Annotated in this window: 14 protein-coding genes and 1 pseudogene; 6 read left to right on the top strand and 9 right to left on the bottom strand. The window is 72.2% G+C overall.

Annotated features, from left to right (window positions below):
- Nucleotides 1-44: 44 nt before the first annotated feature.
- The 4 genes from P3T41_RS01755 to P3T41_RS01740 form a co-directional block, all read right to left on the bottom strand.
- On the bottom strand, nucleotides 45-440 hold the full coding sequence (locus tag P3T41_RS01755; RefSeq protein ID WP_280687320.1) for an MmcQ/YjbR family DNA-binding protein: 396 nt from the start codon (nucleotides 438-440) through the stop codon (nucleotides 45-47).
- A 138-nt stretch (nucleotides 441-578) separates the two neighbouring features.
- Nucleotides 579-2,288 (bottom strand): DEAD/DEAH box helicase, encoded by a 1,710-nt coding sequence (locus tag P3T41_RS01750; protein ID WP_280687117.1) that lies wholly within the window; start codon nucleotides 2,286-2,288, stop codon nucleotides 579-581.
- Nucleotides 2,289-2,453: 165 nt separating this feature from the next.
- Nucleotides 2,454-2,657 carry a cold-shock protein gene (locus tag P3T41_RS01745; protein WP_280687116.1) on the bottom strand — a complete coding sequence of 68 codons (204 nt, stop codon included), beginning with the start codon at nucleotides 2,655-2,657 and terminating at the stop codon, nucleotides 2,454-2,456.
- Between the two features lie 312 nt (nucleotides 2,658-2,969).
- The gene (locus tag P3T41_RS01740; RefSeq protein WP_280687115.1) at nucleotides 2,970-5,216 is read right to left on the bottom strand and encodes an MMPL family transporter; all 2,247 of its coding nucleotides are present in this window, start codon (nucleotides 5,214-5,216) and stop codon (nucleotides 2,970-2,972) included.
- Nucleotides 5,217-5,723: 507 nt separating this feature from the next.
- Between P3T41_RS01740 and P3T41_RS01735 the strand changes: the two genes are divergently transcribed.
- The 3 genes from P3T41_RS01735 to P3T41_RS01725 all read left to right on the top strand — a co-directional run bounded on the left by P3T41_RS01735 (nucleotide 5,724) and on the right by P3T41_RS01725 (nucleotide 10,172).
- The gene (locus P3T41_RS01735; RefSeq protein ID WP_348533617.1) at nucleotides 5,724-8,030 is read left to right on the top strand and encodes an MMPL family transporter; all 2,307 of its coding nucleotides are present in this window, start codon (nucleotides 5,724-5,726) and stop codon (nucleotides 8,028-8,030) included.
- 83 nt (nucleotides 8,031-8,113) lie between these two features.
- Nucleotides 8,114-9,010, top strand: a complete 897-nt coding sequence (locus P3T41_RS01730) for an aminoglycoside phosphotransferase family protein (protein ID WP_280687114.1) — start codon at nucleotides 8,114-8,116, stop codon at nucleotides 9,008-9,010.
- 133 nt (nucleotides 9,011-9,143) lie between these two features.
- Nucleotides 9,144-10,172, top strand: coding sequence for a polysaccharide deacetylase family protein (locus P3T41_RS01725; RefSeq protein ID WP_280687113.1), 1,029 nt, complete (start codon nucleotides 9,144-9,146; stop codon nucleotides 10,170-10,172).
- 34 nt (nucleotides 10,173-10,206) lie between these two features.
- On the opposite strand, the gene P3T41_RS01720 is transcribed toward P3T41_RS01725, so the two are convergent.
- From P3T41_RS01720 to P3T41_RS01705, 4 genes are all read right to left on the bottom strand, one after another.
- Entirely contained in the window at nucleotides 10,207-10,995 is a 789-nt protein-coding gene (locus tag P3T41_RS01720) for an exonuclease domain-containing protein (protein WP_280687112.1), read from the bottom strand.
- A 230-nt stretch (nucleotides 10,996-11,225) separates the two neighbouring features.
- A complete protein-coding gene (gene efeB, locus P3T41_RS01715) occupies nucleotides 11,226-12,557 on the bottom strand; it encodes an iron uptake transporter deferrochelatase/peroxidase subunit (protein WP_280687111.1) in 1,332 nt (443 codons plus the stop codon).
- Complete coding sequence (gene efeU / locus P3T41_RS01710; protein ID WP_280687110.1) at nucleotides 12,557-14,635, bottom strand: iron uptake transporter permease EfeU; 2,079 nt, start codon at nucleotides 14,633-14,635, stop codon at nucleotides 12,557-12,559. Before efeU ends, efeB begins: the two co-directional genes overlap by 1 nt.
- A 108-nt stretch (nucleotides 14,636-14,743) precedes the next feature.
- Nucleotides 14,744-16,012, bottom strand: a complete 1,269-nt coding sequence (locus P3T41_RS01705; RefSeq protein ID WP_280687109.1) for an SAV2148 family HEPN domain-containing protein — start codon at nucleotides 16,010-16,012, stop codon at nucleotides 14,744-14,746.
- Between the two features lie 370 nt (nucleotides 16,013-16,382).
- Between P3T41_RS01705 and glgX the strand changes: the two genes are divergently transcribed.
- The 3 genes from glgX to treZ are packed head-to-tail and all read left to right on the top strand — an operon-like array spanning nucleotide 16,383 to nucleotide 22,429.
- Nucleotides 16,383-18,491 carry a glycogen debranching protein GlgX gene (gene glgX, locus P3T41_RS01700; protein WP_280687108.1) on the top strand — a complete coding sequence of 703 codons (2,109 nt, stop codon included), beginning with the start codon at nucleotides 16,383-16,385 and terminating at the stop codon, nucleotides 18,489-18,491.
- A 9-nt stretch (nucleotides 18,492-18,500) separates the two neighbouring features.
- Nucleotides 18,501-20,738, top strand: coding sequence for a malto-oligosyltrehalose synthase (gene treY, locus P3T41_RS01695; RefSeq protein WP_280687107.1), 2,238 nt, complete (start codon nucleotides 18,501-18,503; stop codon nucleotides 20,736-20,738).
- Nucleotides 20,735-22,429 (top strand): malto-oligosyltrehalose trehalohydrolase, encoded by a 1,695-nt coding sequence (gene treZ, locus P3T41_RS01690; protein ID WP_280687106.1) that lies wholly within the window; start codon nucleotides 20,735-20,737, stop codon nucleotides 22,427-22,429. The genes treY and treZ overlap by 4 nt, the downstream gene beginning before the upstream one ends.
- Here treZ and P3T41_RS01685 read toward each other — a convergent pair.
- Nucleotides 22,407-23,300, bottom strand: a pseudogene (locus tag P3T41_RS01685) (transketolase C-terminal domain-containing protein). The gene treZ and the pseudogene P3T41_RS01685 overlap by 23 nt on opposite strands.
- Nucleotides 23,301-23,304 lie beyond the last annotated feature (4 nt).

Genomic DNA, 23,304 nt, shown 5'->3' with positions numbered 1-23,304 from the left:
GGTCGGCCCGCGCCCACCGGCACCCAGCCGCCACTGAGGCCGGGTCAGTCCTCGCCCTCCCCGCCGCCGGCGTCGGCGCGCAGCCCGGACCAGTCGAGCACCAGCTGCTGGCGGCGCGGCAGCCGGCTGACGATCAGGTCGTAGGAGTCCTCGATCATCTCCAGCAGCACCTGCTCGGGGATCGACCCGTCGAGCAGCACCGTGTTCCAGTGCCGCTTGTTCAGGTGCCACCCCGGCGTGATCGCCGGGTAGGTCGCCCGCAGCCGTACCGCCGCCTCCGGCTCGCACTTGAGGCTGACCTTCAGCGGCTCGCCGTCCAGCGCGCTGATCGCGAAGATCTTCCCGCCCACCTTGAAGACCGAGGTCTCCGGATTGAACGGGAAGGTCTCCTCGGCTCCGTTGAAGTCCAGGCAGGCGGCCTTGAGCTGATCGGGCGTCATGATCGGCTTCATCGTCATGGCGCACAGTCTGCCGAACACCACTGACGACCGCCCCAAGCGGCGGGGTCACGGCCGGGGAACGCCGAAGGGCCCGCACGCCGCATGGCGGGCGGACCCTTCAGTGGTGTCGCTACGGGATCAACGCGACGCGCGGCGCTGGCGTCCGGTGCCGTAGTTGGAGCCGGACTTCGAGCCGCTGCCCGGCTTGGCGCCGGAGGCCGTCTTGCCGATGAAGCCGGCCGCCTGGCGGGTGCCACCGCCACCACCGGTGGCGGCGGCGGTCTGGCCCATCCGCTGCTTGGGGCGGCGGCGCTTCGGGTTGCCGTTGATGTCCACGTCGGCGGGGCGCGAGGAACGCGGGCCCGCCGGGCGGCGCTTGGCGGCGCCGGTACCGGCCGCGGCCGGCTCGGCGGCGGCCGGCAGGGCCACCGTGACCGCGACACCCGAGGGGGTGCGGGCGCCGGTGATCCGGGCCAGCTCGGCGTCGCCGGGGCGGACCTTGGTGGTGACCGGGCGGATCGCGGCGGCGGCCATCAGCTTGGACATGTCCCGGCGCTGCTCGGGCAGCACCAGGGTGACCACGGTGCCCGACTCGCCGGCGCGGGCGGTGCGGCCGCCACGGTGCAGGTAGTCCTTGTGGTCGATCGGCGGGTCCACGTTGACGACCAGGTCGAGGCCGTCGATGTGGATGCCGCGCGCCGCGACGTTGGTGGCGATCAGCGCGGTGACGTGGCCGTCGCGGAACTGGTCCAGGGTGCGGTTGCGCTGCGGCTGCGACTTGCCGCCGTGCAGCGCCGCCGCCCGAACGCCGCTGGCCAGCAGCTGCTTGGCGAGGCGGTCGGCGCCGTGCTTGGTGTGCACGAACATGATCACCCGGCCCTCGCGGGAGGCGATGTGCGCGGTGGCGGAGGCCTTGTCGGCCGCCTCCAGCTGGAGCACGTGGTGCTCCATGGTGGTGACCGCGCCGGCCGAGGGGTCCACCGAGTGGGTGACCGGGTCGGTCAGGAAGCGCTGCACCAGGCGGTCGATGTTCTTGTCCAGCGTGGCGGAGAAGAGCATCCGCTGCCCGCCGTCGGCGACCTGCTCCAGGAGCTTGGTGACCTGCGGCAGGAAGCCCATGTCGGCCATCTGGTCGGCCTCGTCCAGCACGGTGATCGCGACCTGGTCGAGCCGGACGTCCTGACGGTTGATCAGGTCGTCCAGCCGGCCCGGGGTGGCCACCAGCACCTCGGCGCCGCGCCGCAGCGCGTTGGCCTGGCGGGTGATCGACATCCCGCCGACCACGGTGGCGATCCGCAGGTTGACGGCGGTCGCGTACGGGGTGAGCGCGTCGGTGACCTGCTGGGCCAGCTCGCGGGTCGGCACCAGCACCAGGGCCAGCGGCTTGCGGGCGTCCGCGCGCTGCCCGGAGGTGCGGGCCAGCACGGACAGGCCGAAGGCGAGCGTCTTGCCGGAGCCGGTGCGGCCGCGGCCGAGCACGTCACGGCCGGCCAGCGAGTCCGGCAGGGTGGCGGACTGGATCGGGAAGGGCTCGGTGACGCCCTCGCGGGTGAGCGCCGAGAGCAGTGCCTTGGGCATCTCCAGCTCGGCGAAGGTCGCGGCCGGCGGGCGCGCGGGGGTGCCGGTCACCACGGTGAACTCGGCGGGCTCGGCGGTGCGGCTCTTGCCCGCGCCGCGACCGCGGCCCTGGGACTGCGACTGGCTGCGCAGCCCGCCCGAGCTGCGGCCGGCGCGTGCCTGGGCGTCACTGAAGCCGCCGGCGCTGCCGGAGCCCTGCGAGCGGCTGCTGCCCGAGCCCTGTGAGCGGGATCGGCCGCGGCCGCCGGTGGGGCGTGCCTGATCGGTCATACGGTGGTACTCCGTCCTGAGCGGTCACCATCGATGGGTGACCCGTCGGTTCGGCCGCCAGGAGTGGAGTGCGCCGCCCCGGCCGTTGGGCGACATGGGCGAAGGCCCGCACCGTGCGGTACGGGCCTTCGCTGCGTCTAGCGCGTTCAGCGAGAAGCTGGAACGTCAGATGACGCGGATGTTCTCGGCCTGCGGGCCCTTCTGGCCCTGCGTCACGTCGAACTCGACGTGCTGGCCCTCAACGAGCTCGCGGAAGCCGTTGGCGCTGATGTTCGAGTAGTGCGCGAACACGTCAGGGCCGCCCTCGGCCTGCTCGATGAAGCCGAAGCCCTTTTCGCTGTTGAACCACTTCACGGTGCCGGTAGCCATAACCGTCTCCTTCAAATACTGGGGCAACGAGATCCACACCTCGTGAACCTCGCGTAGCCGCGATCCCCATCCGGAGATGACACCGGACAAAACAAATGCGCCTGTTGGTTGGACCAGCAGGCGCACACAAACGTTCATGGGAACCAAAACTGCAACTGGTTCGACTGTAGCACGACCAGCCCCGAAGATGATCGGACTATTTTCGGCCCGCCTGGCACCTCCCGCACGCGGGACGGGCGGGCCGCCCCGGGGAGGTCCCCGGGCCGGCCCGCCCGTCGCGATGCGGTGCGCCGACGAGTCGGCGCCGGCAGGTCAGTGGTGTCCGACCGGCTCCCGCTCACCGCGCGCGGTCGGCAGCTCGACCGGCGCCACGTGCTCGGGCATCCCCTGGTGGCCGGGCCACCAGGCCGCCTTGCCGAGCAGCGCGGTCAGCGACGGGGTGAAGAACATCGCCATCACGAAGGCCGAGACCCCGATGCCGAAGGCCACCGAGAAGCCGATCTGGCTGAACAGGCTGTTGCCGGCCAGCAGCATGGTGGCGAAGGTCGCCGCCAGGATGCCACCCGCCGCCGCGACGGTCGGACCGCCGTGCCGCAGCGCCATCGCGGCCGCCTCGCGGGGGCTGCGGCCCTCGCGGGCCTCCTCGCGCAGGCGGGCGATCATCAGGATGTTGTAGTCGGTCCCGATGGCCACCACGAACAGGTAGATGAACATCGGCAGCATGAACATCAGCCCGGACTGGTGCTGGATGTTCTGGAACAGCAGGGTCGTCGCGCCGACCGTGGCACCGAAGCCGAGGCCGACGGCCGCCATCAGGTACCAGGGCGCCACCGCGCTGCGCAGCAGCAGGCCCAGGATCAGCATGATCAGCAGCGCCGCGACCGGGAAGACCAACGAGTAGTCGTGGGCCATCGCGGTGTTGATGTCCTTGTAGATGGACGTGATGCCGCCCACGTACGCCTTGGTGCCCTGCGGGGCGTCGGCGTGCGCCGCCGAACGCAGCTTGCCGACGGTGTCGATCGCCTTGTTGGAGGCGGGGTCGTCCTTGAGCATCACGGTGAAGTTGGCGGTCAGGTGGTCACCGCTCAGCTTCGGCTGCGGGTTGACCTCCGCCACGCCGTCGACGCCCTTGAGCTGGGCGACGTAGGCGGGGAAGGCGTTCTGGTCCAACGGGGCGCCGTTGGTCGAGGTCAGGTAGACCTGCGACGGGTCGGCCGCACCGGCGGAGAAGGCGCTGGACATCGTGTCAGAGACGACCATCGACTCCTTGGTCTTCGGCATCGAGCCGGCGGCCAGGTCGAAGTTGCCCTTGTAGCCGGTGGCGCCGAGCGCCAGGGCGACCAGGATCAGACCGGAGACGGCGGCCACCATGGCCGGACGGCGCTGCACCAGCCCGCCGAGCGCCGCGAACTTGGCACCGGCCGGCTCGAGGCGCCAACGCGTCTTGGGCTGCACGTTCTTCTGCCGGAACACGACCTTGCGAATCGCGTAGATCAGGCCCTTCTCCCAGAACAGCACCCGCTCCGGGATCAGCGAGAGCACGGCCGGCACCAGGGTGACCGAGGCCAGCGCCGTGACGGCGACCGCGATCGCCAGCGAGGGGCCCATCGCCTTGAACATGCCCAGGCTGGAGAGGACCAGCACGCTGAAGGCCACGATCACCGCGCCGGCCGCCGAGGAGATCGCCTCGCCGACGCGGCCGACGGCGTTGACCATCGCGGTCTTGCGCTCGTCACCGGCTCGCAGCCGTTCGCGGTAACGGAAGATCAGGAACAGGAAGTAGTCGGTGCCGACGCCGAAGAGCACCACGATCAGGATCGCCGAGACCGAGCTGTCCGCCTTGAGGCCGAAGGCCTTGCTGGCGTCCGCGATCAGGCCGTTGGCGACCATGGAGAAGACCGCGATCATCGCCACCGGCAGCAGGGCGACGATCGGGCTGCGGAAGATCAGGAAGAGCGTCAGCAGGATGATGACGACGGTGCCGCCGCCGATCAGCGCGTTGGCCAGCTTCGAGGAGTCCTGCTGGTCCAGGTTCTGCGCGGCCGGGCCACCGAGCTGCACCTTGAGGTTGCTGCCGGCCGCCAGCGTCTTGGCGTCGTCGCGCAGCGCCTTGGCGGCGTCCGCGGTCTCGGTCCCCGCCTGCGGGGTGTTCTTGTCGAAGCCGATCATGGACAGCGCGTACTTGCCGTCCGCCGAGAACGACCCGGGCGAGTTGGCCGTCTTCGGGCCGACCGGGAGGATCGTCTGGACGTACTTGATGTTCTCGGCGGTGAGGCCCTGGGTGACCTTGGTCATCGCGGCCTGGTCGCCGGCGTCCAGCTTCCCGCCGTCGGTGCGCTCGAAGAGCAGGATCGCCGAGGGGGTGAAGTTGCTCGGGAAGGCCTGCTGCTGGAGCTCCGAGGCCTGGATCGACTCGTAGTGGGTGGGCAGGAAGGAGCTCTCGTCCGTCTGCGCCGTCAGCGTCGGGGCCGACGCCACGATGGCGACAGCGGCGACGATCCAGGCGACAATCACCCACCACGCCCGCTTGACGACGAACTGTCCGATTCGGTGGAACATGCTTGTGATGCCTCCTGGCATGGTTCACCGCAGCCCTTGGGGGACGGGACGCCGGGCGACGGCTGAGACGGCTGTACCCCCCACAGGGCATTAGCCGGTCGGCAGGTAAGTACTGGAGCGAGCATCATACGAGAACTTACTAGCCGACCGGCAAGCCAGCCCCCCGTGGGCTGCAGTCCGCGCATCGACGTGCTCCGCAGGACCGTCCAGCGGCCCCGCACCATCGTGACCTGACAGCCCCTGTCAATACCTCGTCCCCCGGGTGGAGAGGCCTCCCCCTCAGGGTGGACATCCCGCCGTACCCAGGTCGGAGAGAACCGGTACCCAGGTCGGAGCCGGTACCTGGGGAAAACCCCACCCCGACCCCTGGGGGAAGACCCAGGGTGGACTCCCCCGCTGGCCGGATTACCCGTCAAGGCCCGTCTCCCTAGGGTCGGTTGTGAGCCCGGAAACACCGCCGGGCACCGCACCGCGGCCCGCACCGCCGCGTCCCAGGGGGAGAATCCCGTGTCCACGACCCACCGCCCGGCCCCGCGTGAGCGCGGAAACCAGCGCGACCGAGCAAAGCCGGGGTTCGCCGCCACGATGGGCGCCTGGAGTGCCCGGCACCGCAAGGCCGCCGTCTTCGGCTGGCTGCTCTTCGTGGTGCTCGCCGCGTTCCTGGGCGGCGCGAGCGGCAGCCACCAGATCACCGACAGCGAGTCGATGCCGGGCCAGGTGGCCCAGGCGGCCAGGATCCTCGACCAGGCCGGGATCAAGAGCCCGCAGGGCGAGACGGTGCTGGTGCAGAGCGCGGCACGCACCGCCGACGACCCGGTCTTCCGGGCCAAGGTCGACCAGGTGATCGCGGCGGTCGACGGCACCGGCAAGACCACCGACCTGCGCTCGCCCTACGACACCAAGGCGATCTCGGCCGACCGGCACTCGGCACTGGTCCAGTTCACCGTGATCGGCGACCAGGACCAGGCGGCCACCGACGTCGCCGCACCGCTGAACGCGGTGGCCGGCGTGCAGCAGGGCGACCACGCGTTCACCGTCGCGGAGTTCGGGCAGGCCAGCGCCACCAAGCTGTCCCAGGACCAGTTCAAGAACGACTTCTCCTCCGCCGAGTGGACCGCCGTGCCACTGGCGCTGGGCATCCTGCTGATCGCCTTCGGCGCGGTGGTCGCCGCCGTGCTGCCGGTCGGCCTCGCGCTCACCGCCTTCATCGCGGCCGGCGGGCTGGTCGCGCTGAGCAGCTCGTTCCTGCACACCAGCAACGACGCCAGCTCGGTGATGCTGCTGGTGGGTCTGGCCGTCGGGGTCGACTACTGCCTCTTCTACCTGCGCCGTGAGCGCGAGGAGCGGGCCGCCGGGCACAGCGCCGAGCAGGCGCTGAAGATCGCCGCCGGCACCTCGGGCCGGGCGGTGCTGGTCTCCGGGATCACCGTGGTGGTCGCCATGGCGGGCATGTTCCTCACCGGGATCGCCGACTTCCAGGCGATGTCCTACGCGACCATCGTGGTCGTGATCACCGCGGTGCTCGGCTCGCTGACCGTGCTGCCGGCCCTGCTGTCGATGCTCGGTGACCGGGTGGACAAGGGCCGGGTGCCGTTCCTGCACAAGCTGAAGGCGAAGGACCTGAACAGCGGCAGCCGGATCTGGAACGCCGTCCTCACCCCGGTGCTGCGCTTCCCGCTGGCCGCCGCCGTGCTCGCCGCCGGCCTGCTGCTCGCGCTGGCCGCCCCGCTGGTCACCATGCACACCGCCAACCTGACCTTCGAGCAGTCGCAGCCCAAGGGCACCCCGCTGGTCGTCACCTCCCAGCGGATCGAGGCCGCCTTCCCCGGCAGCCCGGCCCCCGCCGAGGTGGTGGTCAAGGCCGCCGACATCTCCTCCCCCGCGATCAGGCAGGCCATCACCGATCTGCAGAACCAGGCGCTGGCCAGCGGCCGGATGCACGGCCCGTTCGAAGTCACCGTGCACCGGGCGCAGAACGTCGCCACCATCGCCGTCCCGCTCAACGGCAGCGGAAACGACGCGACCAGCACCGCCGCGCTGGACACGCTGCGCAACCAGATCGTGCCGAACACCCTGCTCAAGGTCCCGGGCACGCAGGCGCCGGTGACCGGTGACACGGCCGCCTCGCACGACTTCAACCAGCAGATGACCGACAGCATGCTCCCGGTCTTCGGCTTCGTGGTGCTCTTCGCCTTCGCGCTGATGCTCGCCTCGTTCCGCTCGCTGGGGATCGCGGTGACGGCGGTGCTGCTCAACCTGCTCTCGGTGGGCGCGGCCTACGGGGTGCTGACCCTGGTCTTCCAGCACGGCGTGGGCGCCTCGCTGCTCGGCACCGCCGGGGTCGGCGCGGTGGAGTCCTGGGTGCCGCTCTTCCTCTTCGTGATCCTCTTCGGCCTGAGCATGGACTACCACGTCTTCGTGGTCTCCCGGATCAAGGAGGCGCACGACCGGGGCCTGGGCACCCGGGCCGCCGTCGCCCACGGGATCCGCTCCACCGCCGGGGTGGTCAGCAGCGCGGCGATCATCATGGTGGCGGTCTTCGCGGTCTTCGGGACGCTGTCGATGGAGTCGATGAAGCAGATGGGCGTGGGCCTGGCGGTGGCGGTGCTGGTGGACGCCACGCTGATCCGCGGGGTGCTGCTGCCCTCGGTGATGACCTTGCTGGGCGAGCGCAACTGGTACCTGCCGAGCTGGCTGGCCTGGCTGCCGAACCTCTCGCACGGCGAGCCGGCCGCGGCGCCGACGGCGGGGGACGGCTCCTCGGAGCAGCCGGCGCGGCACGAGGGCTCGCGGCACCGTCGGGTGGCCGTCTGACGCACGGCCTGACCGATCGTCAGGCGCGCGCCGAACCTGCCGCCCGACCCCGCTTCCGGGGGTCGGGCGGTAGGTTTTCGGCCATGATCTTCTCCGAAGCCCTGGCCCGTGAGCTGCTCGCCCGGGCCTGCGCGGCGGTCGGCCTGCCCGACCCGGCCGGTGCCCGGCTGCTCGGTCTGACCGAGAACGCGGTCTTCGATCTCGGCTCCCCCGCCCTGGTGGCCAAGGTCGGCCGGGGCGGCGGACCGACCGAGCGGGCCACCCGCGAGCTGGCCGTCGCCCGCTGGCTGGACGGCGCGGGGATCCCGGTGGCCCGGCCCGCCGACGAACCCGGCGAGGTGGTGACCGCCGCGGGGCACCCCGTCACCTTCTGGCAGCGCCTGCCCACGGCCGTCCGCCCCGCCACGCCCGCCGACCTCGGTCCGCTGCTGCGCGCGCTGCACCGGTTGCCGGCGCCGCCCGCCACGCTGCCGAGGCTGCCGCGCCGGGAGTTGCTCGCGCCGGTGGCGCGGTGGCTGGCCGCCGCCGACGGGGCGGTCGACCCGGCGGACGGCGGCTACCTGCTGGCCCGGTGCGCCGAACTGGCCCTCGCCGTCACGGAGTTGGTCCCGGTGCTGCCCGCCGGGGTGATCCACGGGGACGCGCTGCCGCGCAACGTGCACATCGGGCCCAGCGGTCCGCTGCTGCTGGATCTGGAGACGGTCGCCGACGACCTGCGCGAGCACGACCTGGTACCGATGGCGCTCAGCCGCGACCGGTACGGCGTGCCGGAGGCCGACTACCGGGCCTTCACCGCCGGATACGGCTGGGACGTGCGGGACTGGGCGGGCTGGGCGGTGCTGCGAGCGGCCCGCGAGACGGCGAGCGCTGCCTGGGTGGCGCAGCGGGTGCCCGGGAACCCGGCGGCGCGGGCGGAGTTCCGGCGGCGGGTGGCCTCGCTGCGGGAGGGGGACCAGCGGGTGCGCTGGCACGCGTTCTGAGGGGGCTCCCAGGAAGCGGTGAGAATTCTCTCAAGATAGTTTCATCGTTTCGGAACTGCCTGATCAGCGGCCATCGTCGTAGGGAGCAGTCGCCACCACCCCGGGGCGGCTGTCCCACGTCAGGAGCTGCCGCATGCCCGTCCTCGGCACCCACCGCACCGCGCTCCGCCGCGCCGCCGCCGGCTGCGCCGCGGTCCTCACCCTCGCCCTCGCCTGCGCGTGCGGTCCGAGAGGCGCGACGTCCCAGGACGCGGCGGCGGCCCACCCGAGTACGAGCGGCACGCCGAGCGCGAACCTCACGCTGAGCCCGAGCGCCGACCCGAGTGGGAGTGCCGCTGCGAGTGCCAGCGCCGGCGCGGGCGGTGCCGCGAGCGAGAGCGTGAACCCGAGCCCGCGTGCCAGCTCCAGCGCGAGCGCGAGCATGAGTGTGACGCCGACCACCGCCGCGGCCTCACCGACCGCACCGAACTCCGCGACCGCGACCACCACCCCGTCGAGCAGCGCCACGCCCACCGCCCCCGCCACCACCGCCGGCGCACCGCGCCCCGCCGAGGACGCGCCCGGCTCCTCGATCGTCTACTCGACCGCGAGCGGCGGCCGCACGGTGGCGCTCACCTTCGACGACGGCCCGGGCCCGGCCACCGGCCAGATCCTGGACCTGCTCGCGCAGTACCACGCCAAGGCCACCTTCTGCGAGATAGGCCCGCAGGCCAGCGCCAACCCGGCCCTGGTCGAGCGGATCCTGGCGGGCGGCCACCGGCTGTGCGACCACACGGTGCACCACCCGCAGCCGATGCACACGCTCTCGCACGACAAGCAGGTCTACGAGATCGACGCGGCCAAGGACATGATCACCCAGGCCGGCGGAGCGGGCACCCAGGTCAGCTGGTTCCGGGCCCCCGGCGGCGACTTCAGCGCGGACAACCGCCAGATCGCCGTCCAGGACGGCCTGCGGCCGCTCGGCTGGACGGTCGACACCCGCGACTGGTCCAAGCCCGGCGTCCCGGCGATCATCGCCAACGTCCAGAAGGAGCTGCACCCCGGCGGCATCATCCTGATGCACGACGGCGGCGGCGACCGGAGCCAGACCGTGGCCGCACTGAAGCTGCTGCTGCCGTGGCTGGTCCAGCAGGGCTACACCTTCGACTTCCCGGCGAGCTGACGAACCGTCAGCCCTCTCGGGGCGCGCCGCCCGCTCAGCGCATCGGCCAGCGGGCGTCGACCACCGCCTGCGGATCCTTGCCCTTGCGCAGCCAGGCCTGGAAGCCCTCGGCCCACTCCCGGTACCAGCCCACCTGCTGCTCGTGCAGCGCGGTCAGGCTCAACTCGCCGACCTGGGCCGGGTATCGCTCGCCGAGCACGACCGCGACCCGCACGGCCGCCAGCGCGTCGCTGGCGGCCTCGTGCGCGTCCAGCAGCTCCACCCCGTACACCTCGCAGACCCGCTGCAGTCCGCGCGAGCCCTTGCGGTAGCGGTCCACCGCGCGATCGATCACCAGCGCGTCCAGCACCGGCGCGACCAGCCGGCCCGACAGCCGATCGGCCAGCGGCGGCAACTCGTGGCGGCGCAGCTCGGCGTCGAGCAGCGACAGGTCGAACGGCGCGTTGAAGGCCACCACCGGGACACCCTCGGCCAGCAGCGCGCAGAGCGCGGCGGCGACCTCCGCCACCGCGGCGGCGGCCGGGCGGCCCCTGGTGCGGGCGTGCTCGTCGCTGATCCCGTGGATCGCCCGGGCCTGTTCGGGTATCGGCACTCCGGGATCGAGCAGCCAGCGGCTGGTGCGCACCGGCAGGCCGCCGACCGTCTCGACCAGCGCGGCCGAGACGATCCGTGACTCGGCCGGGTCGGTCCCGGTGGTCTCCAGGTCGAATCCGACCAGCGGGCCCTGCCACCAGTACGGCCGCTTCTGGCGGCCCGTCGGGCCGACCGCAGCCCCGGCCGTGGCCACGGCGGCGGCCAGTGCCCCGTTGTTCAGCTCACCCATCAGCAGTGCCTTCCGTCGGGGTGTCACCTTGACGGACCCCATCATCCCCGCTGCCTGTGACAACGCGGCTGCCGACCGGTCGCGGACCGGCACGGCGCTGCCCCGCCCCCGGGCCAGGGGAGGCGGGGCAGCGCGGCGGCCGGGGCGCGGGGGCGCCCGGCCCGGGGAAGGCGCGCGCCGGAGGTCGGACGGCACGCGCCGTGGCAGGTGGTGGGCTCGGACAGAGCGGTCTACGCGGCGGCGAACATCCCGCGCCCGAGCCAGTCGTTCGCGTCCCGCACGCCCGGCAGCACGAAGAAGTAGCCGCCGCCGGTCGGCGAGATGTAGTCGACCAGCGGCTCGTCGATCAGCCGGGTCTGGGTGGCCTCGAACTGGCGCTCCACGTCCTGCTGGTAGCAGCAGAAGGCGAGACCCATGTCGAGGTTGCCGACCTTGTCCACGCCCCGGTCGTAGTTGTAACCACGGCGCAGGATCCGCGAGTCGTCGCTCTGCTGGGTGCGCGGGTTGGCCAGCCGGATGTGCGCGTCCAGCGGGATCGCGTTGCCCTGCGGGTCCTTGGCGTAGTCGGGCGCGTCGGTCTCGTTGGCGCCGTCCAGCGGTGCGCCGGTGTCCTTGCGGCGGCCGAACATCTTCTCCTGCTCGGTCAGCGAGACGCGGTCCCAGAACTCGACCAGCATCCGGATGATCCGGACGACCTGGTAGCTGCCGCCGGTGGCCCAGGCCGGCTCGCCGGCGCCGTTCACGACCCAGACCAGACGGTCCATCTCCCGGCCCGACTTGACGTCGGGATTGACGATGCCGTCCTTGAAACCGAGCAGGTTGCGCTGCGCACCGGTGGGGCGCGGGGCGCTCTGGAATCCGTCGATCCGCCACTTGACCTGCATCGCGCCGCGGGTGTGCCTGGCGATGTCGCGCAGCGCGTGCAGCACGGTGTCCTGGCTGTTGGCGCAGATCTGCAGCGAGAGGTCGCCGTGCAACTCGGCGGCCTGGAGATTGTCGTTGGGGAAGGTCTTCATCGGCTTCAGCTTGACCGGCTTGGCCTTGGCCAGCCCGTAGCGCCCGTCGAAGAGCGAGGCACCGACGCCGACCGTCACGGTGAGGTTGTCGCTCGGCACGGTCGGGCCGAGGATCCCGTTGTCGGCGGGCGGCGCGCCGACGCCGAGGTCCGGCGGGGTGCCGCCGGCGGTCAGGAACCGGATCCGGTCGGTGAGGGTGTGGAAGAGGTCCTCCAGCGCCTTGCGGTCGGTGGCGATGACGTCGAAGGAGACGAACATCGCCGCCGTCTGCTGCGGGGTCAGGACGCCCGCCTGGTGCTCGCCCTGGAACGCCACCTGGGCGTGCGCGCCGGTCGCGTCGGCGGCCTCGGCCCGCCCGCCGCCGGCGGTGAACGCCAGCGCGCCACCGGCCACCGCGGCACCGACCGCGCCGACGCCCAGCGCCGCGCCCAGGAAGCTGCGGCGAGCCGGCACTGCGGGGCAGCCGGCGGCTTCGGCGGCGGAGGCGGCAGCGACAGCCTCGTGCGGGAAGGGGCAGGAGCCGGTGGAGCTGGGCTGGCTGGTCATCAGGCGGACTTCCGGATCTCAAGAAGGTCGGGAATCGGGGCGAGGTCTTCGAGCAACTGCCCGGTGGCGCCGTTGAGCTGGGCGCGGGTCGGGCCGTCGAGCTGCTCGACCGGGGTCCAACCGCCGTCGGCGTGGTGCGCGGCGTTCAGCAGGTCGGTCAGCCGCTGGACGTCGCCGTTCACGGTGTCGAGCAGCTGCGGGCTGCGGGCCTGGATCAGCGGCTGAAGCACCGTCAGCAGCTCGCGGGTGCCGGCCAGGTTGGCCTGGGCGGTGGCCAGGTTGCTGCCGCTGCCCTCGTCGGTGTCGCCGGTCAGCTCGAACTGGAGGGTGTTCTCCAGGATCTCGTGGGTGCGCAGCGGCAGGTCGGTGGGGTCGAAGTCCTGGGTGGGGAAGGCCTTGCCGAGCCCGTCCACGTCGCTGACCAGCTGGTCCGCCACCGGGCTCAGGTCGGCGGCGCCCTGCCCGTGCCACAGGCCGTACTCCAGGCGGTGGAAGCCGCTGAAGCCCTGGTCCTGGACGCCGTCGGGCAGGCCGTCGGCCCGGCCGTTGATCTTCTTGTCGAAGTCGGCGAAGGTGCCGTAGGCCGCGCCCAGCGAGCTGTACTGCAGGTGGGCGGTGAGCCAGTCGGTCTTGGCGGCGTTCAGGTCACCGCCGTGCAGGTCGGCCTGCAGCTTCTGGGTCTCGGTCAGCAGGGTGGCCAGGCCCGCGTCGACGTAGGCCCGGTACTGGTCGAGCGGGGCCTTGAGGTCGTCCTCCGAGACCGGCAGCACGGCCGCCACCTGCTGCCCGCCGCTGACGTGGACGGCGGCCGAGGTGACCGCGTCACCGCCGGTGGGCACGCAGCGCCAGGCGAGGTCGCCGCCGCCGATGGTGGCGGTCAGCGGGCGGGTGGTGCCGGGCGCCAGGCCCTCGATCTCGCCGTAGACGGCGTTGGTGGCCGGGTTGACCAGGTAGACCTCGGAGGTCTTGCTGCCCGTGTTGTGCATCTGGAAGGTCTGCTGACCGGGCTGCGGGGTGCCGAACCCCTTTCCGCACTCGGTCCTGGACTCCGAGACGGAGACCGTGCCGGCCGCGGCCGGCTTGCCGCCGCTGACCGCGATCACCACCCCGGCCAGCACCGCCGGGACGGCGACCAGCGCGGTCGGCACCAGCCAGCGCGGCGGGCGCTGACGGGGCGGCAACTCCGTCTCGGGCTCGGCGGCGACCGCCTGCGGCTCGGACTCGGCGGCGACGACGGGCGTGGCAGCCGGCGCCGGCTTGGGGGCGGTGGTCCGCATCCCACGGACGAAGAGCGTCATCACCACGCCCAGGTAGAGCAGGTAGGCGACCACCTGGACCCAGGTCATGGTGACGGTCAGGTTGAAGACGCCCTGCACCAGCGTCGCGTACCAGGAGCCGGCGTCCAGCGAGCCGCTCAGGTCGAAGGCGTAGGCGTGCGCGCCGGGCAGCACCCCGCCCTCCTGAAGGTCGCGCAGGCCGTAGCTGAGCACCCCGGCGGCGATGACGATCAGCACCATGCCGGTGTAGGTGAAGAACCGGGTCAAGTTGATCTTCAGCACCCGCCGGTACAGGCCCCAGCAGAGCCCGGCGGCCAGCACCAGGCCGACGCCGGCGCCGATCGCGGGTCCGGTGGCCTCACCGGCCGAGCGCGCGGTGGTCCACAGGAAGAGCGAGGTCTCCAGGCCCTCCCGACCCACCGCCAGGAAGCTGGTGAGGACCAGCATCCCCGCGCCCAGGCCCAGCGCGGCGGTCACCTTCTCGCGGATCTCGGAGGAGAGGTTCCGGGCCGACCTGCGCATCCAGAACACCATCGCCGTGACGAAGGCCACGGCGATCAGGCTGAGGGTGCCGCCGAAGGCCTCCTGCGCGGTGCCGGAGAGGTTGGCGGCGGTGAAGGTGAGCACCGCGCCGAAGCTGAGCGCGAGCGCGATGGCGGCCAGCACCCCGGTCCAGACCTGGGGCAGACGGGCCTTCTGCCCTGACCGGACCAGGGTGGCGACCAGGATCGAGACGATGAGTCCCGCCTCCAGGCCCTCCCGGAGCCCGATCAGAAAGCTTGGAAAAGCGTCGTCCCACATGGGTGCTGAACTCCCCTAGGCGTGCGTCACCGCTAGCGCAGCCGCGCTTAGCTTAGGCATACCTTAGCTAGGGGAGGTTCAGGAGTCCACGCCGGGGTTAGCCAAGCCTTAGCTGACCGAGCGTGAGTCGGTCCAGACGCCCTCGAACTCCTCGCGGTAGACCTCCAGCAGGCCGGGCTCGGCGTCCTCGCCGGCGCTCGGTGCGGCCCGCAGCACCAGGGCCGGCGACTCCATCCCCCGCGCGCGCCGCAGGTAGGGCTGGACCACGCCGAGGTCCCCGCCGCGCCGGCGCGAGCCGGGCAGCCGGGCCCCCTCGACCAGGTAGGCGGTGAACCGGGGCATCTCGTCGAAGACCCGGATCTCGAAGGCGCCCGGATCGCGCAGCCGGGCCCGCACCCGCCGCACGTGCATGATGTTCATCTCGATCGAGCGGGACAACTCACCGCGCCCGAGCCCGAGTTCGCGCTCGCGCCGGCGCACCGCGCTGCTGGCCGGATTGAGGAAGAGCAGCCGCATCCGGCAGCCCTCGGCGGCCAGGCGCGCCAGGCGCTTGCCGGTGAAGTTCTGGCAGAGCATGCCCAGCGCGATGCCGAGCGCGTCCAGCCGCCGGGCCCCCTCCAGCAGGTCCTCCACCGGCAGGTCGCGCTGCAGCAGGATCCGGTCGGCGTGCACGGCGGCGACGTCCGCGTACCGGCCCGCGACCAGCTCCTCGATGATGTCGGCCGGCAGCCCGGCGCCGGCGGCGGGCCGCCCGTCCAGCAGGCCGAGCACCCGGGCGGCGGCCCGCTCGGTCTGCGCCAGCACGGTCGGCGAGAGGCTGCGGTTGCGCGAGACCACGTGCCGGGCGACCTCCAACTCGTCCAGCGCCAGCTCGATCTCCCGGCGGTCGTCCAGGTACGGCTCGAAGCACGGCCAGTGCTGCACCATCAGCTCGCGCAGCTGGGGCAGGGTGAGGAAGACCAGCGGGTCGTCGTCGGCCGGGTCGAGCAGGAAGCCCTTGCGCCGGCTCACCTCGCGGACGGCGGCGGCCCGGCGCACCCACTCCTCGCCGACAGGGCCGGCGGCGGCCGTCACCCAGTCCGCGCCGTGCGCGGGGGCGTAGACCGGACGCAGCAGGTCGTCCAGCAGGGACCGCAGCCGCTGCTCCACCAGGTTGAGCCAGACGTAGGCCCGCCCCGTCAGCCGCACCCGCTGGTAGGCGCGCTGCCACTGCTCGCCGCTCCAGCCGGGCACGCTCGCCACCTCGGGGCCCGACTGGGCCGGAATCAGCCGACCGCCGCCGGGCGAGCCCAGCACCGCGGTCGGCGCCTCCGCCCGGGCTCCGGTACCCGCCGTTCCGCTCGACCCATCGGGCCATTCGTCGGCGGGGAAGACCATCTGATTACCTCGACTCTCGGCACCCGGCCCTGTGACGATCAAGACTACTGCCCGGCCGCCCCGGCGGGCAGGCCGTTGCCTTTCCGCAATCCGACTCGGTCAGTCGAGGGTGCGCCGACTCTGCGCAGTACCGACTCGCCGGACACCCGTTCGGGCGAAAGCGCCCGGAAAGAGCGTCAGAATGCGGGCGGAGCGGCAACGATGGCAATCGCCAAGGGAAAATGACAGCGCGTAGAGGCAGTCTGTGCCGTGCGTCACGCTTGGCGGCGTGCGGACATGTGCCGCGCGGCACCGGGCATACCGCAGCCAGCGGTGCGCCGACATCCCGAGGGAGCATCAGCTCCTCTTGACGCCAGGGAAGTTGAGGCTTATGCAGGTCTGGCCGGGGCAACCGTACCCCCTGGGTGCCACCTACGACGGGGTGGGCACCAACTTCGCGGTGTTCTCCGAGAGCGCGGACCGGATCGAGCTGTGCCTGCTCGGCCCGGACGACACCGAGACCGTGATCGAGCTGCGCGAGACCGACGCGTTCGTCCGGCACGCCTACCTGCCCGGCATCCAACCGGGCCAGCGCTACGGGTTCCGGGTGCACGGTCAGTACGATCCGGCGCGCGGCCAGCGGCACAACGGCGCCAAGCTGCTGCTCGACCCGTACGCCAAGGCGATGAGCGGCACCATCGACTGGGACGAGTCGGTCTACGGCTACCACTTCGGCGCGCCCGACCGCCGCAACGACCTCGACTCGGGCCCGCACACCATGCACTCGGTGGTGATCAACCCGTACTTCGACTGGGGCAACGACCGCCCGCCGCGCACCGACTACCACCGGTCGGTGATCTACGAGGCCCACGTCAAGGGCCTGACCATGCTGCACCCGGGCATCCCCGAGGAGATCCGCGGCACCTACGCCGCGCTCGCCCACCCGGCGCTGATCGAGCACCTGGCCAAGCTCGGCATCACCGCGATCGAGCTGATGCCGGTGCACCAGTTCGTCCGCGACCACCGGCTGCGCGACCTGGGGCTGACCAACTACTGGGGCTACAACACCATCGGCTTCTTCGCCCCGCACGGCTCCTACTCCTCGGTCGGCGACCGCGGCCAGCAGGTGCAGGAGTTCAAGTCGATGGTCAAGGCGCTGCACGCGGCCGGCATCGAGGTGATCCTCGACGTGGTCTACAACCACACCGCCGAGGGCAACCACCTGGGCCCCACGCTCTCGATGCGCGGCCTGGACAACGCCTCGTACTACCGGCTGGCCGCCGACCGCCGGTACTACACGGACACCACCGGCACCGGCAACAGCCTGCTGATGCGCAGCCCGCACGTGCTGCAGCTGATCATGGACTCGCTGCGCTACTGGGTCACCGAGATGCACGTGGACGGCTTCCGCTTCGACCTGGCCGCCACCCTGGCCCGGCAGTTCCACGAAGTCGACCGGCTCTCCTCGTTCTTCGACCTGGTCCAGCAGGACCCGGTGGTCTCCCAGGCCAAGCTGATCGCCGAGCCCTGGGACGTCGGCGAGGGCGGCTACCAGGTGGGCAACTTCCCGCCGCTGTGGACCGAGTGGAACGGCAAGTACCGGGACACCGTGCGCGACCTGTGGCGCGGCGAGCCCGCCACGCTGGCCGAGTTCGGCTCCCGGCTGACCGGCTCCTCCGACCTCTACCAGCACGACGGCCGGCGCCCGATCGCCTCGATCAACTTCATCACCTGCCACGACGGTTTCACCCTGCGCGACCTGGTCTCCTACAACGAGAAGCACAACGAGGCCAACGGCGAGCAGAACCGGGACGGCGAGTCCTTCAACCGCTCCTGGAACTGCGGGGCGGAGGGCCCGACCAGGGTCCCCGAGGTGCTCGAACTGCGGGCCCGTCAGCAGCGCAACTTCATCGCCACCCTGCTGCTCTCCCAGGGTGTGCCGATGCTCTCGCACGGCGACGAGCTGGGCCGCACCCAGCGGGGCAACAACAACGCCTACTGCCAGGACGGCGAGCTGTCCTGGGTGAGCTGGCCGGGCGATGCCGAACTGCTGGAGTTCACCCAGGGCATGGTCTGGCTGCGCCGCAACCACCCGGTCTTCCGGCGCCGGCGCTTCTTCCGCGGCCGCCCGGTGGCCGCGGCCCACGACGACCTGACCGACCTCGCCTGGTTCACCCCGAACGGGGAGGAGATGACCGCCCGGGACTGGGGCGCCAGCTACGCCAAGTCGCTGACCGTCTTCCTGAACGGCGCGGCGATCTCCGAGCCGGACCGGCGCGGCGGGCGGATCACCGACGACTCCTTCCTGCTGCTGTTCAACGCGCACTACGAGTCGCTGCAGTTCACGGTGCCCAAGGAGCACGGCGAGGAGTGGCAGGTGGTGGTGGACACCACGCTCGCGACACTCCCGACCCCGGGTACCGGACTTCGGGTCAAGGAAGGCGACGGGCTGTGGCTCGCCGAACGGTCGTTGCTGGTGCTTCAGCGGCAGACCGGGTAGGCATGGGGGGTGATCTCACCACCACCTACGGCGACCTACCGCCTGCAGCTGCAGCCCTCGTTCACCCTCGCGGACGCCGCGGCGGCCGTCCCGTACCTGGCCGGGCTGGGCATCTCCCATCTGCATCTCTCCCCCCTGTTGGAGGCGACGCCCGGCTCCACCCACGGATACGACACGGTCGACCACACCAGGATCAGCGAACAGCTGGGCGGCGAGCACGCCTTACGCGCGCTCGCCGCCACCGCCCGGGAGCACGGGCTCGGGCTGATCGCCGACATCGTCCCCAACCACATGGCCGTACCGGTGCCCGAGCGGCTCAACCACCCGCTCTGGGAGGTGCTCCGGGACGGCCCCGAGTCCCGCTACGCACACTGGTTCGACATCGACTGGGCCGCCCACGGCGGCCGGATCCTGCTGCCGGTGCTGGGTGACCGGCTCGGCGCGGTGCTCGACCAGCTGAAGGTGGATCAGGACACCCTGCGGTACTACGACCACGTCTTCCCGCTGCGCCCCGGGACCGCCCACCTGCCGCTGCGCCAGCTGCTGACCCGTCAGCACTACCGGCTGGCCTGGTGGCGGCTGGCCGACACCGAGCTCAACTACCGCCGGTTCTTCACCATCAACGACCTGATCGCCCTTCGGGTGGAGGACCACGAGGTCTTCCGGGCCACCCACGGCGTGCTGCTGCGGCTGCACGCCGAAGGTGTGCTCGACGGGTTCCGGGTGGACCACCCGGACGGGCTGGCCGACCCGCGCGGCTACCTGCGCTGCCTGGCCGAGAGCAGCGGCGGCGCGTACACGGTGGTGGAGAAGATCCTCACCGGCCTGGAGCGGCTGCCCGAGGACTGGCCGTGCGCGGGGACCACCGGCTACGACGCGCTGCGGCACATCGACGGCGTGCTGACCGACGGCGCCGGGGTGCGCCGGCTGACCGAGCTGTACGGCCGGTACACCGACACCCGCGGCACCGCCGCCGAGGCGGCCCGGCTGGGGCGGGCGGAGATGACCGTCCCGCACGGCGAGCTGGCCGCCGAGCTGAACCGGCTGGTCCGGCTGGCCGAGCGGATCTGTACCGAGGAGCCGGAGCTGGCCGACCACGCGCCGCTGCAGATCCGCACCGCGCTGTGCGACCTGTTCACCCACTACACGGTCTACCGGCCCTACCCGTTCCCGGCCGAACGGACCATAGTGACACCGGAGTCCACCAAGCAGTTCGTCGAGCTGCTGACGCAGGGCCATCTGGGCTCCAGCCCGGCCAAGGAGGAGTTCCGCACCCGCTTCGCCCAGACCGCCTCGGCGGTCGCGGCCAAGGGCGTGGAGGACACCGCCTTCTACCGCTGGTACCCGCTGCTCTCGCTGAACGAGGTGGGCGGCGACCCGGCCCACCCGGGGCTCGACCCGGCCGACTTCCACCACTGGTGCGAGGACATCCAGCGGAACTGGCCGCTGACCATGACCGCGCTCTCCACCCACGACACCAAGCGCAGCGCGGACGCCCGGGCCCGGCTGACGGTGCTCGCCGAACTGCCCGAGCAGTGGGTGGCCGAGTGCACCGCCTGGTCCGAGCTGGCCGGCGGCCTGGCCGACCGCAACGCCGAATGGCTGCTCTGGCAGACCCTGGTGGCTGCCTGGCCGATCGAGCCGGACCGGCTGGTGGGGATCCTGCTCAAGTCGGTCCGCGAGGCCAAGCTGCGCACCGGCTGGACCTCCCCGGACGCCGCCTACGAGACCGCCGTCACCGACTACGCGCACCGGGTCCTGGCCTCGCCCGAACTCGTCGACCGGATCGCGCGGTTCGTGGCCTTCCTGGAGCCGTTCGCGCAGTCCAACAGCCTCTCGGCCGCGCTGCTCCACCTCACCCTGCCGGGCGTGCCCGACCTCTACCAGGGCTCGGAGAAGCCGCTGTACACCCTGGTCGACCCGGACAACCGGGCGCCGGTGGACTTCGCCGCCCCGGAAGTCGGCCTGACCGACTTCGCCCGCCGCAAGCTCCACCTGACCCGGACCGCCCTGGGGCTGGCCCGTCCGCTCGGCCCGTACCAGCCGCTGCCGGCCGATCCGCACCTGATCGCCTACCAGCGCGGGCCGGACTTGACGATCATCGCCACCCGTCTGCCGTTCGCCCTCGCCCAGCGCGGCGAGCAGGCTACGCTCGATCTTCCGGGCCACTGGCGCGACCTGCTGACCGACCGTCAGTTCACCGGGACCGTCGAGACCGTCGCTCTGCTCACCCGGGAGTCACCGTGAAGTACCAGGTCTGGGCCCCGTCCGCCGGCCGCGTCGAGGTCGAGGTGGACGGGGCGGCCCATCCGCTGACGCCGGGCGAGGGCGGCTGGTGGCACGGCCAGGCGCCGGCCGGGCAGGACTACGGCTTCCGCCTGGACGGCGGGCGCGCGCTGCCCGATCCGCGTTCGGCCCGCCAGCCGTACGGGCCGGACGGGCTGAGCCGGCTGGTGGACCACGACGCATACCCCTGGTCGGCGGCCGGCTGGCACGGGCGCCCGCTGCCCGGTGCGGTGGTCTACGAGCTGCACGTCGGGACCTTCACCCCGGCCGGCACCTTCGCGGGGGCCGAGGAGAAGCTGGACCATCTGGTCGAGCTGGGCGTGGACTTCGTGGAGCTGCTGCCGGTCTGCCCGTTCCCCGGCCGGTACGGCTGGGGCTACGACGGCGTCTCGCTCTGGGCCGTGCACGAGCCCTACGGCGGCCCGGACGGGCTCAAGCACTTCGTGGACGCCGCGCACCGCAAGGGGCTCGGCGTGATCCTCGACGTGGTGCACAACCACCTCGGCCCGTCCGGCAACTACCTGCCCGCCTTCGGCCCGTACTTCACCGAGCGGCACCAGACTCCCTGGGGCTCGGCGGTCAACCTGGACACGGCCGGCTCCGACGAGGTGCGCGCCTACCTGCGGGAGAGCGCGCTGACCTGGCTGCGCGAGTACCGGATCGACGGGCTGCGGCTGGACGCGGTGCACGCCCTGGTGGACGAGCGGGCCGTCCACTTCCTGGAGGAACTCGCCACCGCGGTCCGCCGGTTGGGCGCCAAGCTGAACCGGCCGCTGTTCCTGATCGGCGAGTCGGACCTGAACAACCCGCGGGTGACCGACCCTGGGCAGGCCGGCGGATACGGGCTGGACGCGCAGTGGAGCGACGACTTCCACCACGCGCTGCACGCGGCCGCGACCGGCGAACGGCAGGGATACTACGCCGACTTCGGCCGGGCCCCGATGGCCGCGCTGGCCCGGACGCTGACCCGCGGCTGGTTCCACGACGGCACCTGGTCCTCGTTCCGCGACCGGCACCACGGCCGCCCCTTCCCGCAGGCGCACGGGCACCGGCTGCTCGGCTACGCCCAGACCCACGACCAGATCGGCAACCGCGCGGTCGGCGATCGGCTGACGGTCTGTCAACTCGCGTTGACCGCAGCCCTGGTCCTCACCTCACCGTTCACCCCGATGCTCTTCATGGGCGAGGAGTGGGGCGCCGCCACCCCCTGGCAGTACTTCACCGACCACACCGATCCGGGCCTGGCCGAGGCGGTGCGCCAGGGCCGGCGGCGGGAGTTCGAAGCGTACGGCTGGACGCCCGAGGAGGTGCCGGACCCGCAGGCGGCCGAGACGGTACGCCGCTCGACGCTGGACTGGAGCGAGCCGCGCGGCGGTGAGCACGCACAACTGCTGTGCTGGTACCAGCGGTTGATCCGGCTGCGGCGCGAGCAGCCGGCCCTGATGGACCCCGACCTGACGGCGGTGCGGGTGGAGTTCGACGAGGCTGACGGGCAACTCACCGTTCACCGAGGCGAGTTCCGGATCGCGGTGAACTTCGGCGAGAAGCCCGGCGAGCTCCCGGCCGGCACGCCGCTGGCGCACTGGGGCGAGCCGGCCGCCGGCCGCCTCGGCCCGCGCTCCTGCGTGATCACGCGGGCGGCAGAAAGCTGACGATCCGCGCCCGCAGGCCGGCCGCGTCCAGACCGTAGGCGGCCAGGTGCTCGTCCATCGAGCCGTAGTGGCGGTGCTCCTCGCGCGGGACGCCGAGGCCCAGCACCCGGTGCGGGAGGTCGGCGAGGGCCTGGTGCGCCTCGTTGTTGGAGGTGCCGGCCAGGTAGGGCTCGACCAGCACCACATCGGTGGGGCCCGCGGCGCGCAGCGCGACGGCGTCGAACGGCCGCACCGAGGCGGCGTACAGGACGGTGACGTCCAGCCCCTCGGTCGCGGCCAGCACCGCGTCCAGCATCGGGCCGACCGCGACCACGGTGGCCGCAGCTCCCTGACGTACCGTCAGGAACCTTCCGGGCTCGACCGCCCGCGCTTCGGCGTTCTGGTGCTCCGACAGCCGGACCTACACGTTGCGGTCCCCGTCGGCCACCGCGTGCCGAAGCAACGCCTCGGCCTCGTCGGGATGCCCCGGCACGTGCACCGTCCAGCCGGGCAGCGTGTCGAGCAGCGCCACGTCCCCCGGGCTCATGTGGGTGCGGCCACCGGCCGGCCAGTCGTACGAGCCCAGCGCGCTGACCAGCACCGCGCCCACGCCCTGGTGGCCGAGGTCCAACTTGACCTGCTCGAAGGGCCGCTCGATCAGGAAGCTCGCGAAGGTGTGCGCGATCGGCCGCAGCCCGACCAGCGCCAGGCCACCGGTCACCCCGATCAGCAGCTGCTCGCGGATGCCCACGTTGAGCACCCGGTCCGGGTGCGCGGCTGCGGCCTCGGCCAGGCTCGCCGCGCTGATGTCGGCGAGCACCAGCGCGGTGCGCGGGTCCTGGTCCAGCAACTCGGTCGCGACGGTGATGAAGCGTTCCCGCATGGTGTCCATCTCT

Origin of the sequence: Kitasatospora sp. GAS204B, from assembly GCF_029892155.1 — a bacterium.
Taxonomy (GTDB): Bacteria; Actinomycetota; Actinomycetes; order Streptomycetales; family Streptomycetaceae; genus Kitasatospora.
This window is presented reverse-complemented; position numbering and strand designations above follow the sequence as displayed.

Bases quoted from the DNA above. Each gene is read 5' to 3' on its own strand.
- P3T41_RS01755 (WP_280687320.1), bottom strand. From the start codon at position 440: ATGACGCCCGATCAGCTCAAGGCCGCCTGCCTGGACTTCAACGGAGCC.
- P3T41_RS01750 (WP_280687117.1), bottom strand. From the start codon at position 2,288: ATGACCGATCAGGCACGCCCCACCGGCGGCCGCGGCCGATCCCGCTCA.
- P3T41_RS01745 (WP_280687116.1), bottom strand. From the start codon at position 2,657: ATGGCTACCGGCACCGTGAAGTGGTTCAACAGCGAAAAGGGCTTCGGC.
- P3T41_RS01740 (WP_280687115.1), bottom strand. From the start codon at position 5,216: ATGTTCCACCGAATCGGACAGTTCGTCGTCAAGCGGGCGTGGTGGGTG.
- P3T41_RS01730 (WP_280687114.1), top strand. From the start codon at position 8,114: ATGATCTTCTCCGAAGCCCTGGCCCGTGAGCTGCTCGCCCGGGCCTGC.
- P3T41_RS01725 (WP_280687113.1), top strand. From the start codon at position 9,144: ATGCCCGTCCTCGGCACCCACCGCACCGCGCTCCGCCGCGCCGCCGCC.
- P3T41_RS01720 (WP_280687112.1), bottom strand. From the start codon at position 10,995: ATGGGTGAGCTGAACAACGGGGCACTGGCCGCCGCCGTGGCCACGGCC.
- efeB (WP_280687111.1), bottom strand. From the start codon at position 12,557: ATGACCAGCCAGCCCAGCTCCACCGGCTCCTGCCCCTTCCCGCACGAG.
- efeU (WP_280687110.1), bottom strand. From the start codon at position 14,635: ATGTGGGACGACGCTTTTCCAAGCTTTCTGATCGGGCTCCGGGAGGGC.
- P3T41_RS01705 (WP_280687109.1), bottom strand. From the start codon at position 16,012: ATGGTCTTCCCCGCCGACGAATGGCCCGATGGGTCGAGCGGAACGGCG.
- glgX (WP_280687108.1), top strand. From the start codon at position 16,383: ATGCAGGTCTGGCCGGGGCAACCGTACCCCCTGGGTGCCACCTACGAC.